General features: G+C 68.1%; 18 protein-coding genes and 1 pseudogene. 7 read left to right on the forward strand and 12 right to left on the reverse strand.

The annotated features are described in order from the left end of the window. Positions 1–833: 833 nt before the first annotated feature. A complete protein-coding gene (locus A5752_RS27575; protein ID WP_156614109.1) occupies positions 834–1,001 on the reverse strand; it encodes a hypothetical protein in 168 nt (55 codons plus the stop codon). 299 nt (positions 1,002–1,300) lie between these two features. Beyond that, a complete protein-coding gene (locus A5752_RS22345; protein WP_067090362.1) occupies positions 1,301–2,389 on the reverse strand; it encodes a M24 family metallopeptidase in 1,089 nt (362 codons plus the stop codon). Between the two features lie 33 nt (positions 2,390–2,422). On the opposite strand from A5752_RS22345, the gene A5752_RS22350 reads away from it, so the two are divergent. Then, on the forward strand, positions 2,423–2,971 hold the full coding sequence (locus A5752_RS22350) for a B-4DMT family transporter (RefSeq protein WP_067090363.1): 549 nt from the start codon (positions 2,423–2,425) through the stop codon (positions 2,969–2,971). 18 nt (positions 2,972–2,989) lie between these two features. Next, on the forward strand, positions 2,990–3,886 hold the full coding sequence (locus A5752_RS22355) for a hypothetical protein (RefSeq protein ID WP_067090366.1): 897 nt from the start codon (positions 2,990–2,992) through the stop codon (positions 3,884–3,886). Here A5752_RS22355 and aroQ read toward each other — a convergent pair. The 7 genes and pseudogenes from aroQ to A5752_RS22390 all read right to left on the reverse strand — a co-directional run bounded on the left by aroQ (position 3,814) and on the right by A5752_RS22390 (position 8,752). Next, the gene (gene aroQ, locus A5752_RS22360) at positions 3,814–4,281 is read right to left on the reverse strand and encodes a type II 3-dehydroquinate dehydratase (protein WP_067090369.1); all 468 of its coding nucleotides are present in this window, start codon (positions 4,279–4,281) and stop codon (positions 3,814–3,816) included. The two genes, A5752_RS22355 and aroQ, sit on opposite strands and share 73 nt — an antisense overlap. Continuing rightward, positions 4,278–5,363: a 3-dehydroquinate synthase gene (gene aroB, locus A5752_RS22365; RefSeq protein WP_067090372.1), complete on the reverse strand. Its 1,086-nt coding sequence runs from the start codon at positions 5,361–5,363 to the stop codon at positions 4,278–4,280. Before aroB ends, aroQ begins: the two co-directional genes overlap by 4 nt. 136 nt (positions 5,364–5,499) lie before the next feature. Further along, a pseudogene (locus A5752_RS22370) lies at positions 5,500–6,015 on the reverse strand (shikimate kinase); the annotation flags it as partial. After that, positions 6,015–7,226, reverse strand: a complete 1,212-nt coding sequence (aroC, locus tag A5752_RS22375; RefSeq protein WP_067090494.1) for a chorismate synthase — start codon at positions 7,224–7,226, stop codon at positions 6,015–6,017. The gene aroC and the pseudogene A5752_RS22370, both read right to left, overlap by 1 nt. Before the next feature lie 37 nt (positions 7,227–7,263). Then, positions 7,264–7,884, reverse strand: coding sequence for a TetR/AcrR family transcriptional regulator (locus A5752_RS22380; protein WP_067090377.1), 621 nt, complete (start codon positions 7,882–7,884; stop codon positions 7,264–7,266). Then, positions 7,881–8,372 (reverse strand): DUF3237 domain-containing protein, encoded by a 492-nt coding sequence (locus tag A5752_RS22385; RefSeq protein WP_067090380.1) that lies wholly within the window; start codon positions 8,370–8,372, stop codon positions 7,881–7,883. Before A5752_RS22385 ends, A5752_RS22380 begins: the two co-directional genes overlap by 4 nt. Next, complete coding sequence (locus A5752_RS22390) at positions 8,369–8,752, reverse strand: nuclear transport factor 2 family protein (RefSeq protein WP_067090383.1); 384 nt, start codon at positions 8,750–8,752, stop codon at positions 8,369–8,371. The genes A5752_RS22385 and A5752_RS22390 overlap by 4 nt, the downstream gene beginning before the upstream one ends. Before the next feature lie 141 nt (positions 8,753–8,893). Between A5752_RS22390 and A5752_RS22395 the strand changes: the two genes are divergently transcribed. Genes A5752_RS22395 through A5752_RS22415 form a run of 5 tightly spaced genes read left to right on the forward strand, consistent with a single transcriptional unit; the run spans position 8,894 to position 11,267 of the window. Next, a complete protein-coding gene (locus A5752_RS22395) occupies positions 8,894–9,436 on the forward strand; it encodes a DUF1097 domain-containing protein (protein WP_067090386.1) in 543 nt (180 codons plus the stop codon). After that, on the forward strand, positions 9,436–10,170 hold the full coding sequence (gene nthB, locus A5752_RS22400; protein ID WP_067090389.1) for a nitrile hydratase subunit beta: 735 nt from the start codon (positions 9,436–9,438) through the stop codon (positions 10,168–10,170). The genes A5752_RS22395 and nthB overlap by 1 nt, the downstream gene beginning before the upstream one ends. Beyond that, positions 10,167–10,787, forward strand: coding sequence for a nitrile hydratase subunit alpha (gene nthA / locus A5752_RS22405; RefSeq protein WP_067090392.1), 621 nt, complete (start codon positions 10,167–10,169; stop codon positions 10,785–10,787). The genes nthB and nthA overlap by 4 nt, the downstream gene beginning before the upstream one ends. Then, positions 10,784–11,074 (forward strand): nitrile hydratase accessory protein, encoded by a 291-nt coding sequence (locus tag A5752_RS22410; RefSeq protein ID WP_067090394.1) that lies wholly within the window; start codon positions 10,784–10,786, stop codon positions 11,072–11,074. Before nthA ends, A5752_RS22410 begins: the two co-directional genes overlap by 4 nt. After that, positions 11,067–11,267, forward strand: coding sequence for a CbtB domain-containing protein (locus tag A5752_RS22415; RefSeq protein WP_067090397.1), 201 nt, complete (start codon positions 11,067–11,069; stop codon positions 11,265–11,267). Before A5752_RS22410 ends, A5752_RS22415 begins: the two co-directional genes overlap by 8 nt. Here A5752_RS22415 and A5752_RS22420 read toward each other — a convergent pair. Genes A5752_RS22420 through A5752_RS22430 form a run of 3 tightly spaced genes read right to left on the reverse strand, consistent with a single transcriptional unit; the run spans position 11,264 to position 13,741 of the window. Beyond that, the gene (locus tag A5752_RS22420) at positions 11,264–11,692 is read right to left on the reverse strand and encodes a prepilin peptidase (RefSeq protein WP_082964020.1); all 429 of its coding nucleotides are present in this window, start codon (positions 11,690–11,692) and stop codon (positions 11,264–11,266) included. The genes A5752_RS22415 and A5752_RS22420 overlap by 4 nt on opposite strands. 10 nt (positions 11,693–11,702) lie before the next feature. Next, entirely contained in the window at positions 11,703–12,503 is an 801-nt protein-coding gene (locus tag A5752_RS22425; RefSeq protein WP_067090399.1) for a shikimate dehydrogenase, read from the reverse strand. Then, positions 12,500–13,741 (reverse strand): endolytic transglycosylase MltG, encoded by a 1,242-nt coding sequence (locus A5752_RS22430; RefSeq protein ID WP_067090402.1) that lies wholly within the window; start codon positions 13,739–13,741, stop codon positions 12,500–12,502. The genes A5752_RS22425 and A5752_RS22430 overlap by 4 nt, the downstream gene beginning before the upstream one ends. Between the last annotated feature and the right edge of the window lie 17 nt (positions 13,742–13,758).

Here is a 13,758-nt window from a genome sequence, read left to right on the forward strand (position 1 = left end):
TTATCCTCTTCGTCGCACGGGTCTGATGTTTATATGATACTGTAACGGGGGGGGGGGTGGTGGGGGCTCGTCGTGGGCGAAGGCGAACGCCCCCGGCGCTGTCTCCCACAGGAGGTTGTCATCGTCCGCGGTCACATCGACCGGCACGTCATGCAACTCCCCATCCGAGGTACGCACGGTGGCGATGCCCTTGTATTCATTCCCTGACTTGTGAACCAACCTCACCTTTGTGACTTTCAAGCTGGGCAGATCGGGGTTGGAGTCGAGATCCTTCTGCATCGAAGACTGAACTGCTTCGGCGACGGCCTCGGCGGATTGCGGCGCTGACGTGGGGTTGGCTGGCTGCGGTGCTGTCGCAATCGTCGGCGGGGCGGGCGGGGTCTCCTGTCGCGGCCACAACACCGCCAACGTCACAGCCGAAGCGATACCAGCGGCACCAACGGCCAGGGCTGCGGGGACCACCCAATTTCGCTTGGCCGTGGCCGGTGCTGGCTCAGGCTCGACTGCTGACGTCGGGAAGTCCTCCGCAGGCCGCTGCCAGTGCGCACCCTCAATCGGCGGATACCACCCCGGATCCGACATGTTGCCCCCTGGGAAGTTTCTGTGAGGAACCGTACGCCGCTCCCGGTGGGGCCGTTGTCAAAACAACACGGCCTACCATAGGTCGGTGCGGGGTAGGACATGTTTGGCTCGGTGGTCCGGGTCAGCGCCACCCGTGTCACGCGTTTGACGACCACGGGGTGACCGTATCGGCCGGTGCCGAGCATCCCGGCGGAGATCGGCTCAGCGGCATCGTCGTGGCCGTCACGAGATGAAGTTCACGGTCATCTCGATCATCTGGCCCACGGCATGAAGGCCTTCACGATGAGCGCGATCATCTGACCCACGGCGATGAGGCCGTCCGTCGAGCCGGTGTCGATCACGACGAACACGGAGAACATCAGCACCAGCGCGACGACGGTGATGATCGTTATGGCGAGGTACTTCGAAAATGTATCCACACAGATTCGGGAGCGAAACTGCCTCGGCAACAGGTTTCAGCGGCGAAGGGATATTTCTCCCCGGACTGACCCTGTAATTTCGCCCGCGAGCACCCATATGGGGGCACCCTCTCGTCTGCCTCGCGTAACCCTGGTCCCAGGGGATTGACGGAGTCCGCGCGGCCGGACAACCTCGCCTTCAAGTGGGGCGACTGTGGACGTGTTGACGCCACGCCACCGCGATTAGCTGCTCCCCAAGATAATCAGGGCCACAAGGTACGTCTGCGACCTCGTCTTAGCAGGTCAGAGCATAACGCTAGCTAGTCTAGAATGGCCAGTTCCGTGGGGAACCGGGTGAGCAAGTCTGGAGCGTCGCGGCCGACGACGAGCGTGTCCTCGATTCGGACGCCGCCACGGTCGGGCAGATAGACGCCGGGCTCCACGGTCACCGCGGAGCCAGCAAGCAGTGTACCGACGGACGCGCCGCTGATCCCCGGCGCTTCATGGATCTGCAGGCCGACACCGTGCCCCAGCCCATGGGTGAAGTTCTCGACATAACCGGCGTCCGCGATGACCTGCCGCGACGCGGCGTCCACGTCCTTGCACGCGACGCCGGGGCCGAGCGCTTCGCGGCCGGCCTTCTGCGCGGTGGCCACCAGGTCGTAGATCTCGCGCTGCCAGTCCGCGATCGGCGCCAGCACGAACGTTCTGGTCATGTCGGAGTGATAGCCGCACACCAGCGCGCCGAAGTCGATCTTGACGAAGTCACCCGCGGCCAGCACGGCGTCGGTGGGCCGGTGATGCGGAATCGCCGAGTTCGCCCCGGCCGCCACGATGGTCTCGAACGACGGGCCGTCGGCGCCGTGTTCGAGCATCAGCCACTCGAGTTCGCGGGCGACCTCCTTCTCGCTGCGCCCGGCCCGCAGGCCGCCACGGTCGACGAGATCGCGCAGGGCCGCGTCCGCGGCCTCGCACGCCAACCGCAGCAGCGCGACCTCGCCAGCATCCTTGACCTCGCGGAGCGCCTCGACGGTCCCGGCGGCGCGCACCAATTCGGTCTGCTCGCCGGCCGCCTTCGCCAGGGCCGCGAACGCGTCGACGGTCACCACATGACTCTCGAAGCCGAGCTTGTGCACCCCGTCGGCGGCGGCGCGCCGCGCCAGATACGGGCCGCAGGCCCGCTCGATGACGATCTGAGCGTCGGGGGCCTGCTGCGCGGCCTGCGTGCGGTAGCGCCCGTCGGTGGCCAGCACCGGCGTTTCGTCGTCGGCCTTGATGAGCAGCGCGGCGTTGGAGCCCGTGAACCCGCTCAAATAGCGCACGTTCACCAAGTCCGATACCAACATGGCATCGATCTCGGATTCGGCCAGCCGCTCGCGCAGCCGGTGCCGACGCTGTGAAATAGTCACGGTCGATGACGCTACTCGCTAAGGTGAGGCCCCATGAGTAAGTGGTTGCTGCGCGGACTGGTGTTCGCGACCCTGATGGTGATCGTGCGATTGCTGCAGGGCGCGCTGATCAACGCGTGGGAGACCAAAGCCGGTCTGATCAGCGTCGTGCTGGTGGTTTTGTTCGCCGTCGCGGTGTTCGTGTGGGGACTGGCCGACGGCCGGGCCGACGCCCGGGCCAACCCCGACCCGGACCGCCGGGGTGACCTGGCGATGACCTGGCTGCTGGCCGGCCTGTTCGCCGGGATCGTCAGCGGCGCGGTGGCCTGGTTCATCTCGATCTTCTACAAGGCCCTCTACGTCGAGGCGCTGGTCAACGAGCTCACCACGTTCGCGGCGTTCACCGCGCTGGTGGTGTTCCTGATGGCGCTCGCCGGCGTGGCGCTCGGCCGCTGGCTGGTCGACCGCAGAGCCGACCAGACCCCGCATCTGCATCACGCAGGGGACGACGACCGTGCGGACACCGACGTGTTCGCCGCGGTCAGCCAGCCGGGCGCCGAGGAGACCACCACCGAGAGCGCGCCCCGCGAGGACCGGGCCTAGCCCTAGGCACAGCGTTCCGTGAACCCGGACGAGTTCTGCACGTCCGATCAGTGGAGCGTGCTGTCGTCCGCGGCATCGAATTCCCAACTGGCCGGGGTGCTCGGCGGCTTCCTGATCACCGCGATCGCGCTGCTGTTCGACAAGAACAGTCGCGAAGGCGTGCACACGCTCGCGCTGTTCTCCTCCGCCGTTCTGGTTCTCATGCTCGACAGCTTCCTGTTCAGCTTGATCACCGGCACGCAGGTGCCCGATGGCGCGCGGCGGGCGACGTGCGCGATCGCCTGGACTCAGGGAGCGGTGTCGACCGGGATGCTGGCCGCCGGGGCGACGGCCCTGTTCGGCGGGCTCGGGTGGATGCTGGCCAGCCACGCCGTCAACAAGGTGAGCGATCAGGACCCCGCCGACGTCCGCGCGTACTGCTTTTTGGCCGAACTCGGCGGCTGGCTGACCTTCGCGGCCGCGATGACGGCGACGCTGATCGTGTCCGAGACGTCGATCGATTATCTGCGGTTCATGTGGGGCCACCGACCCGAGGTGTGGATCGAGGGCACCATCGTCGTCGCGGCCGCGGCCTTCGTCATCACCGATTTCGCGCTGGTGTATCTGCGCACCCGAACGTTGCGGAAATCGTTGGCCGACACCGGCGAACCGACGCTGCTCGAGTTGCGCTCGATCAAGTTCGCGACGGTGGGCACGGTGGTGCTCGCCATTGCCGGGTCATGGCTCGCGGTCAGCCTGGCACGCATCCCCGAGGCCTGGCTCACCGCGCCTAATCCCGCGATCGTGCTTTTCGTGCTGATGCTGACGCTGGTGCTGCCGACGGTGATCTCGACCGCGATCTGCTACTCGGTCGCCAGTACCGGCGATTCGGGTTCCCCGTCGAGGCTGGCCAGGTACCGCAGGGCCAGCAGGTAGCCCTGCACACCGAGGCCGACGATCACGCCGGTGGCCACCGCGCTCAGGTACGAACGGTGCCGAAACTCCTCGCGCGCGTGGACGTTTGAGATGTGCACCTCGATCAGCGGTGCACTCAGCTCACTGCACGCGTCGCGCAGCGCGACCGAGGTGTGGGTCAGCGCGCCCGCGTTGAGGATCACCGGATCCCCCGCGTCGGCGGCCGCGTGAATCCATCCCAGCAGGTCCGCCTCGTTATCGCTCTGACGCACAACGGCTTTGAGCCCCAGGGCGTCGGCCTCGCGTTCGATGAGCGCCACCAGCTCGTCGTGGGTGGTGCTGCCGTACACGTCGGGTTCGCGGCGGCCCAGCCGGCCGAGGTTGGGACCGTTGAGCACCAGCACCGTCTGGGTCATGACGTCACCGCTCCTATTTCTGCGTAGGCCGCCGCCAGAAGTGACGGGTCGGGCCCCTCCAGGCGTCCCGGTTTGGCGAGCCCGTCGAGCACGACGAAGCGCAGTACGCCCGCGCGGGTCTTCTTGTCGCCGGCCATGTTCTCCAGCAACTCGCCGAACGCATCGGGGTCGTAGGTGATGGGCAGCCCCAGCGAGGTCAGCACGGAGCGGTGCCGGTCGGCGGTCTCGTCATCCAGGCGGCCCGCGAGCCGGCCGAGTTCGGCGGCGAACACCAGGCCCACCGAGACGGCGGCGCCGTGGCGCCACTGGTAGCGCTCGCGGCGTTCGATCGCGTGGGCGAGCGTGTGGCCGTAGTTGAGGATCTCGCGCAGTTGCGATTCCTTCTCGTCGGCGGCGACCACCTCGGCCTTGACCGCGATCGCGCGCCGGATCAGCTCGGGCAGCACGGTGCCCGCCGGATCGAGCGCGGCCTCGGGGTCGGCCTCGATCAGGTCGAGGATCCTAGGGTCGGAGATGAACCCGGCCTTGACGATCTCGGCCATGCCCGCCACGAGTTCGTTGCGCGGCAACGTCTCCAGCGTCGCGAGGTCGACGAGCACGGCAGCCGGCTGATGAAACGCGCCGACCAGGTTCTTGCCCGCGTCGGTGTTGATTCCGGTCTTGCCGCCGACCGCGGCGTCGACCATGCCGAGCAGCGTGGTCGGCACGTGCACGATGTCGATCCCGCGCAACCAGGTGGCGGCGGCGAAGCCTGCGACGTCGGTGGCCGCTCCCCCGCCGAGGCTGACGATCGCGTCCTTACGGCCCACCCCGATGCGGCCGAGGACTTCCCAGATGAACCCGACGACGGGCAGGTCCTTACCCTTCTCGGCGTCGGGGATCTCGATGCGGTGTGCGTCGATGCCCTTGTCCGCCAGCGCGGTTCGGATGACCTCGGCGGTCTGCGCCAAGGTCGGCTGGTGCAGGACCGCGACCTTGTGCCGGCCCTCGAGCACGCGCACGAGGTCGCCGAGCAGTCCGGTGCCGACGATCACCGGGTAGGGCGGGTCGACGAGCACCTCGATGGTGACGGGGTTGGCCACGGGTTCAGTCACGGTTGACCTTCGGATTGCGGGCGGCGACCGCCGCCGGTGACGGCGGGGCCTCGGTACTGGGTTCTGCGGTCAGCGACGACGGACTCCTGCGCCACGGCGAGCGGCGTTTGCGCCGCGATGGGTGGGAGCCGTCGGGGTTCTCCAGGCGGGTCACGATGTAGCGCACCACCGCGCCCGGGTTGCGCCGGTTGGTGTTGACCCGGATGGTCGCCACCTGGCGGTAGAGCGGAACGCGTTCGGACATCAGCGCTTTGAACTTCTCGCCGCGGTCGCCGCCCTCGAGCAGCGGACGCACGGTGCTCCCGCCGGTGCGGCGCACACCTTCGGCGGCGCTGATCTCCAGATAGATGACCGTGTGCCCGGTCAATGCCTCGCGCACGCCGGGTGTGGTGACGGCGCCACCACCCAGCGACAGCACACCGTCGTGGGTCTGCAACGCCGCGCGGATCACCTCTTCCTCGATCCGCCGGAACTCCTTCTCACCCTCGGTGGCGAAGATGTCGGCGATCGTGCGGCCCGTGGTCTCCTCGATCGCGGCGTCGGTGTCGAGCAGCGAGAGGTCGAGCGCCTTGGCCAGTCGCCGCCCGATGGTCGACTTGCCCGAGCCGGGCAGCCCCACCAGCACTGCGCGCGGCGCCATCAGCCCGAAGCCTGGACCCGTTGCGTGGCGGGCTCGCGCGCGGCCACCGCCCGCAGATAGTTGTCGATGTTGGCGCGCGTCTCGGTCAACGAGTCGCCGCCGAACTTCTGCAGCGCCGCGCGCGCCAGCACCAGCGCCACCATGGTCTCCACCACCACGCCCGCGGCGGGTACCGCACACACGTCCGAGCGCTGATGGATCGCGACGGCCTCTTCACCGGTGACCATGTCGACCGTGGCCAGGGCCCGCGGCACGGTGGAGATCGGTTTCATCGCGGCGCGCACCCGCAGCGGCTGGCCGTTGGTCATGCCGCCTTCGAGGCCGCCCGCACGGTTGGTCGAGCGCATGACGCCGTCCGGGCCGGGATACATCTCGTCGTGCGCGGCGCTGCCGCGGCGGCGTGCGGTCGTGAAGCCGTCACCGATCTCGACGCCCTTGATGGCCTGGATGCCCATCACCGCCGCGGCGAGTTGGCTGTCGAGCCGGTTGTCGCCGCTGGTGAAGGAGCCCAGCCCGATCGGGAGGCCGTTGGCCACCACCTCGACGACGCCGCCGAGCGTGTCGCCGTCCTTCTTGGCCGCCTCGATCTCGTCGATCATCGATTTCTCGGCGTCCTTGTCGAACGAACGCACCGGGCTGGCGTCGATGTCGGCCAGGTCGCCGGCCTGCGGCGGCGGGCCGTCGTACGGATCGGACGCCCCGATGGAGATGACGTGGGACAGCACCTCGACGCCCAGGGCCTCCTTGAGGAATGCGCGGGCGATGGTGCCGGCGGCGACCCGGGCCGCGGTCTCGCGGGCGCTGGCGCGCTCGAGCACGGGGCGGGCGTCGTCAAAGCCGTACTTGAGCATGCCCGCGTAGTCGGCGTGGCCGGGGCGGGGGCGGGTCAGCGGCGCGTTACGCGCGCTCTCGGCCAGCTCGGCGGGGTCGACCGGATCCGGGGCCATCACCGTCTCCCACTTGGGCCACTCGGTGTTGCCGATCTCGACCGCGATCGGGCCACCGAGCGTGACGCCGTGCCGAACGCCCGCCAGCATCGTGACCTGGTCTTGCTCGAACTTCATCCGGGCGCCGCGGCCGTATCCGAGACGTCGACGCGCCAGCTGCCCGGCGATGTCGTCCGAGGTGACGTGCACGCCCGCGACCATGCCTTCGACCACGGCCACCAGGGCGCGGCCGTGGGATTCACCAGCAGTGGTCCATCGCAACACGCGTCCCATCTTCCCACGTCGGCTGTCTGGCCCCGAATCAGCCGACGACCAGGCCCGCCAGAACCCGGCCGAGCTCGGCCGCGGCGTGGCGGTGCGCCGACCTCTGGTCCCCGGCGCGCGCGACGATCATCGCGGCCTCGCAGAGGGCGCCGAACAGGAAATGCGCCAGCGGCCCGGGTGGACGCTTGGCGATTCGGCCGGCTTCGACGGCGCGGGTGATGGCGAGCTCCATCATGTCGAGCAGCGGGGTCTCCAGGCGGCGCATCTCCTCCCAGCCGAGCGCGGTGAACCCGTCGAGCAGCACGATCCGCTGCACCCCCGGGTCGAGGCATTCGTCGAGGAAGGCCCGACACCCGGCGCCGAACGCGTCCCACGGATCCTTCTTGCGGCTGTACGCACGCTGATACGCCTCGGCCAGCGGCACCGCCATCCGCTCGACCTCGCGGGTGAACACGGCCTCGAACAGGCGGCGCTTTCCCTCGAAATGGTGATAGACCGCGCCCTTGGTCACCTGGGCCCGGGCCGCTACCGCGTCCAGCGAGGTCGCCTCGTACCCGTCATCGGCGAACAACGCCCGCGCGGCCTCGACGAGTGCGGCGGTCGTCGCCTCCGTCCGCTCCGCCTGGGTCCGCCTCGGGGCTCTCGCGCTCTGGTTCACAGCACTCGGTACACGCGGTAGTCGACGTGGTTGGGCGAGAGAATGTTGTAGCCCACCGCGACGACGCCGCCGAGCCACGCGTACCGCTCGTCGGACGTGGCGAACCTCGGCGTGGTACGCACGTAGGTCTCGTCGAAGTCGAGCACCTCTCCTCGCGCCAACCGGTCGAGGCCGTCGGCGGGGACCTTGATGATGCCCGCGCTCTCGACGTGGATGAGCACGCCGTCGTGCGTACGCAGCGTCACGCGGACGTCGACCCGGCCGTACCCGTCGTCGCCGACCAACAGCCAGTCGCCGCCGCCCGGCAGCAGCTCACCGCGAAGCCGCGGTCCGTCGACCGTGCCCCCGGTCGCGACGAACGTCATCCGCATGCCCGTGGTGGTCGGGATCGGTTGCGCCGGAAGCAGATCGACGTGCATGTCGAACAAGTGCTCCACCGGCAGGGCCGCCACGAGCGGCAATTGGTCGATCGCCGCGGCCGCGGTCACGAGCGGCCCCCGATCGCGGCCATCATCTGTGCGGAGTCGATGAACGAGTCCTTGCGGGCGACCAGGCCCTCGGGTGACACCACGACCACGTCGAGGCAGTCGAATCGGACGTCGCCATCGATCAACACCCAGTCGAGCACCCAATGGGCGTCGCCGTAGAGCACCCGGTTGATCTCGAACGCGAAGCCCGGGAACTGTTGAAAGACACCCGCGAACGCGTCTCGCGCGGCATCGCGACCGACGGCGGGCTCGGCGTCCAGGTGGGTCCAGAACCGCGTATCGGTGGTGTGCAGGTCGGCGATCGCATCGGGGTCGCGGGCGGCCCACGCGGCGAAGTACCGCTCGGAAAGGGCCTTCAGGTCATGAGAGTTATTTTGCATACTCGCAGTATGTACTAACATACTCCGGGTATGCAATAGTCTGTCGCCGAGCGGGGGCTAGAGCCGCGGCGGTCTCCGACGTTGTCATGAATCAAACATGGCCGTCACACCGCGGAAACACTTCGGCCTCAGAGTTTCTCCATGGATTCAAGATCGGCATTGACGCTGAGCATCGGTGTGCTCGGCGGACTCGCGGTGGCGCTCACCGCGGAGGTGATCACGGTCCCGATCTGGGTGGTCTTCCTGACGTGGGCCTCGTTCTTCTTCGTCGGTGGCGGAGTCGGCGGCTGGGTGCGGTCGCTGACGAGCAATCTGGCCGGCGTCGTGATCGCGTCGGCCAGCCTGTATGCCGGACATCTGTTGGGCGGCAGCCTGTTGGCGATCGCGGTCGCCGTCGGCATCGGCAGCGCGGTGATGGTGCAGGCGTCCTGGGTTCCGCTGCTGTCGACGACACCGGCGGTGGTGGTCGGGTTCGCGAGCACCGTCTCCACGGTGGCCGGTACGGGCAATGCGATCACCGTGACGTCGATATCGCATCCGGGCCTCGTCGCGGCGATGGCGTGCGTGCTGGGGGCGTCGTTCGGACTGTTGTCCGAATTCGTCGCGAAGGTGTTGACCCGCGAGACCGACCCGGCCCAGGCGAGTCCGGAGAGTTCCCCGACCACGGAAGGCAGCCCCGCGTAATGAAACTGCAGCACTATCTCGGTGGCCTCGAGGGGCTGCCGGAACCGCTCAATTTCGAGAAGCGCGTGTTCGTCGAAGAGTGGGAGAAACGCATCTTCGGAATCCACGTCGCGATGATGGGGCTGTCGAACCACCTCGGTTCGGCGCTTCCGCAGTACGCCATCGACCAAGTGCCCACCGCGTTCAAGGACGAGTGGACGTGGGCCGATCTGCGTACCGGCGCCGAGGCGATGAACCCGTTCGACTACTTCAAGTTCCGCTATTACGAGAAGTGGCTCGGCGGCATCACACAGTTCTTCATCGACAAGGGTTACGTGACCGAGGACGAATTGGCCGCGCGCAAGGAGGAATCGGCGACCGAGAGCGCCACCGCGGTCGATCCAGTGCCGGAGATCGACGACCAGGTCGTCGATTATCTACGCAGGGGTGACAGCCCCCGCCGCGACGTCGCACATCCGAAGTTCGCCGTCGGCGACTCCGTGCGGATCACCAACGTGCCCGCTGCCGCGCATACCCGCCTGCCGGGTTACCTCCGCGGTCGCGTGGGCACCGTGGAACGCATCTTCGAGGGCGACTACGCCTATTTCACGCACACCGGTGACGGCATCGGGGATCCGATGCCGATCTACATCGTCGCGTTCGATCCGCAGGAGCTGTTCGGCGAGCGCGCCGAGGGCGGCCCGCTGACGATCTACGCCGAGTTGTTCGAGGCCTACCTGGAAGGAGCCCGATGAGCGAACAGTTCCACTACCCCGACGACCGCGAGGTGTCCAGCGCCGCGAAAGTCGCTGCGCTGGAGTCGCTGTTGATCGAGAAAGGTGTGATCACCAATCAGACGGTCGACAAGGTGCTGTCGTACTTCGAATCGGAGATGACACCGCTCAACGGCCGCAAGATCGTCGTGAAAGCCTGGACCGACCCGGATTTCGCGGCCCGCCTCGTGGTCGACACGCCCGCCGCGATCGCGGAGCTGGACCTGCCCGAGGGCATGGCCGGTGCCGAGGGTGAGCACCTGCAGGCCGTCGCCAACTCCCCCGGCGTGCACAATCTCGTCATCTGCACGCTGTGCTCGTGTTTCCCCTGGCCGGTGCTCGGTCTGCCGCCGTACTGGTACAAGGATCCGGTGTTCCGCGCCCGCGCGGCGCGCGAGCCGCGCAAGGTTCTCGCCGAGATCGGTGTCGAGCTGCCCGAGGACACCGAGATCAAGGTCTGGGACAGCAGCGGGCACTCCCGCTGGTTCGTGATTCCCGAACGTTCGGCCGGCACCGAGCAATTCACCGACGAGGAGTTGATGGAACTGGTCACGACCGAATCCATGATGGGCGTCGCACTGGCGGGACCGGTCTCATGAGCCTGCACGAGACCTGCACCACCGACCGGGCCGCCCCGCAGTTCGATCACGACTGGCAGCGCCGCGCCTTCGGCCTGGCGCTGGCGTTGTCGGAGTTCCGCCACTTCGACTGGAGCGACTTCCAGCAGAGCCTGATCGAGACGATCGGTCAGTGGGAGGACACACCGCAGGCCGAGCGAGGCGACTGGGAGTACTACGACCACTGGGTCAGCGCCCTGGAGAAGGTGATTCACGATCACCATCTACTGACCGCGCCCGCCCGGATGACCGGAGACAGCCATGACTGACGCGACCGCCACCCGGGTCGAAGCCCGCGGACTGGTTGCGACGGCGTGGCTGACCGGGACGGCGTTCATGGCGTTGCTGATGCTGTATCTCGTCGGCCTCGACCAGGGCGCGACGTCGATCTTCGGATCCGACACCCACATTCACGAGTTCGTGCACGACGCCCGCCACCTGCTCGGGTTCCCCTGCCACTAGATCACCACGAGCGCGGTCGCCGCCGCCGCGGCCAGGCACATCGACAGTCCATGTGGTACAGGGCTATTCGATCGGCACAGCACGGCCCCGACGGCCCACACCGCCGTCACCAGCGGGGCGCCGAGCGCGGAGAGCGCCCACGCATCGACACCGAAAGAACCGGTCAACGCGCCGATGCCGATCGCGAGCTTGACATCGCCGGCGCCCATCGCCGTGGGGGCCACGAGATGCACCGCCAGGTAGACGGCGAACAGGGCCAGGGCGCCCGTCAAGGCCACCAACCCACGGCCCACGACAGACGCGAGAATCAGGATCGCGAGTGCGCCCGGCAGCGTCAGCCAGTTCGGCAGCCGACGCTGTCGGATGTCGAATGCGCTCAACGCCATCAGCCACGCCAGCACTGCGGCGCAGGCCACTCCCCCCACCTACGAAAGGCTAACCGGGATCGAGCGCCGCCCTCATCGCATCTTTGGGCGCTGGCATCCCGGTGAATTGCTCGACCTGGGCGTACGCCTGGTTCAACAACATCTGCAGACCGCCGATCACCCGGCCGCCCGCATCCTGCACCGCGGCGGCCAACGGTGTCGGCCACGGGTCGTAGATGGCGTCGAGCAGCACCGGGATCCGCGCGAAGACCGATGCGTAGACCGCGGCCGCGTCGGCGGGAATGGTGTTGACCATCAGGTCCGCGTCGGCGACCGTCGCGCCGATCTCGGCGCCGTCGATGTCGCACCACCGGCCGTCGACGCCCAGCCGCGTCGCCAGGTCCACCAGCGGTGCGGCCTTGTCCGGATTGCGGGCCGCGACGGTGATGCGCTGCACTCCGAGTTCGGCCAGCCCGACCACCACCGCGGGCGCCGTACCGCCGGAGCCGACCACGATGCCGTGGTTCGCCGCAACGCCCTCCAGAGCACCCGTCACGCCGTCGATGTCGGTGTTGTCGGCGCGCCACCCGGTCTCGATGCGCACGAGCGTGTTGGCCGAACCGACGAGTTCCGCCCGGGTGGTGCGCTCCTCGGCCACCGCGAGCGCCGCGAACTTGCCCGGCATCGTCACCGATACGCCCACCCACTCCGGGCCGAAACCCGTGACCAGTCCGGGCAGCCGCTCGGCCGTGCACTCGATGCGCTCGTAGGTCCAATCGTCCAGGCCGAGCGCCCGATACGCCGCCAGGTGTAGCTGCGGAGACCGGGAATGGGCGATCGGCGATCCGAGCACCGCCGCCTTACGGCTCACCGTGCGGAGTCGAGCACACCGTTGCGCCGGGCGAGCTCGATGTTCGCGAGATGCTGTTGATAATCCCTGGTGAACAGGGTCGTCCCCTTCATGTCGATGGTGACGAAGTACAACCAGTCGCCCGGCGCCGGATCCTCGGCGGCGGCCAGCGCGGCCGTGCTCGGCGAACAGATCGGGGTCGCCGGAAGCCCGGGCCGCACATAGGTGTTCCAGTCGTTGTGCTGGGCCCGGTCGGCGTCGGTGGTTGCCACCTCGATGCGGTCGAGCGGATAGTTCACCGTGGAATCGAATTCGAGCGTGCGGTTCTCGGCCAATCGGTTGTAAATGACCCGCGCCACCTTCGAGAAGTCCTCGGGCGTTGACTCGCGCTGTACCAGCGAGCCGACCGTCAGGATCTGATACGGCGACATGTCCATGGCCGCGGCCGTCTCGAGCAGGCCTCCGTTGGCGTATTGCGCTGCGCTGGTGGAGACCAGGTTGGCCAGGATCTCCTGCGGCTGCGCGGACGGGTCGATGTTCCACGTCCCCGCCGCGATCAACCCCTCGAGCCGGCGGTGGTCGTCGCCCATCGCCTCGACGGGGCCGACCGCCCAGTCGGCGACTCCCAGCGACGCCGGTGTCGCCTTTGCGGCCACGTTTTTCAACGCATCCGCAGACACGCAATGCCGCTGGCCGTCGAGGTCCACACACGTCGCCCTCGAGATCAGGGTGAGGATGCCTTCGGTGACGGCGTTGGTCTTCACGTCGCGCACATCGTCGAGCTGGCGCCCCTCGGGGATTGTCAGCTTACCGACGCGGTTCTTCGGATCCGACAGCCGCTCAACGGCATTGGCGGCCGGGATCTCGGTGCGCAGCTTGTAGTAGCCCGGCTGGATCGCCGAGATCGCGTCGTTGCCCTCGGCCGCGTCGACGAACGCGCTGGCGGTCGCGACGATGTTGTGCTCCTTCAGCGTCTTGCCGATCGCGGTGGTGGAGTCACCGTCGTGCACCTGGATCACGACGTCGGTGACGCCGCTGCCGGTGAAGTCGTTACCGCCGAACAGCGAATGCCACATCTTGGAGCCGAGGAACACCGCGCCGATCACGACCATGATGAGCAGGCCGACGGCCAGACCACCGGCCAGCCGGCGCTTGCGCCGGCTGCGCGCCGCCCGGATCCGCTCCGCGCGCGTCATCCGGCGCCGCGGCGGACCGACGGCCACCGGTTCGGCCCGCTCGCGGCCCCATTGGTTAGTCATTACCGACCTCTTCGTTG

It is taken from the genome of Mycobacterium sp. 852002-51961_SCH5331710 (genome assembly GCF_001665535.1).
Lineage (GTDB): Bacteria > Actinomycetota > Actinomycetes > Mycobacteriales > Mycobacteriaceae > Mycobacterium.

Bases quoted from the DNA above. Each gene is read 5' to 3' on its own strand.
- A5752_RS22415 (WP_067090397.1), top strand. From the start codon at position 11,067: ATGACTGACGCGACCGCCACCCGGGTCGAAGCCCGCGGACTGGTTGCG.
- aroQ (WP_067090369.1), bottom strand. From the start codon at position 4,281: ATGACCCAGACGGTGCTGGTGCTCAACGGTCCCAACCTCGGCCGGCTG.
- nthB (WP_067090389.1), top strand. From the start codon at position 9,436: ATGAAACTGCAGCACTATCTCGGTGGCCTCGAGGGGCTGCCGGAACCG.
- A5752_RS22350 (WP_067090363.1), top strand. From the start codon at position 2,423: ATGAGTAAGTGGTTGCTGCGCGGACTGGTGTTCGCGACCCTGATGGTG.
- A5752_RS22395 (WP_067090386.1), top strand. From the start codon at position 8,894: ATGGATTCAAGATCGGCATTGACGCTGAGCATCGGTGTGCTCGGCGGA.
- nthA (WP_067090392.1), top strand. From the start codon at position 10,167: ATGAGCGAACAGTTCCACTACCCCGACGACCGCGAGGTGTCCAGCGCC.
- A5752_RS22430 (WP_067090402.1), bottom strand. From the start codon at position 13,741: ATGACTAACCAATGGGGCCGCGAGCGGGCCGAACCGGTGGCCGTCGGT.
- A5752_RS22390 (WP_067090383.1), bottom strand. From the start codon at position 8,752: ATGCAAAATAACTCTCATGACCTGAAGGCCCTTTCCGAGCGGTACTTC.
- A5752_RS22410 (WP_067090394.1), top strand. From the start codon at position 10,784: ATGAGCCTGCACGAGACCTGCACCACCGACCGGGCCGCCCCGCAGTTC.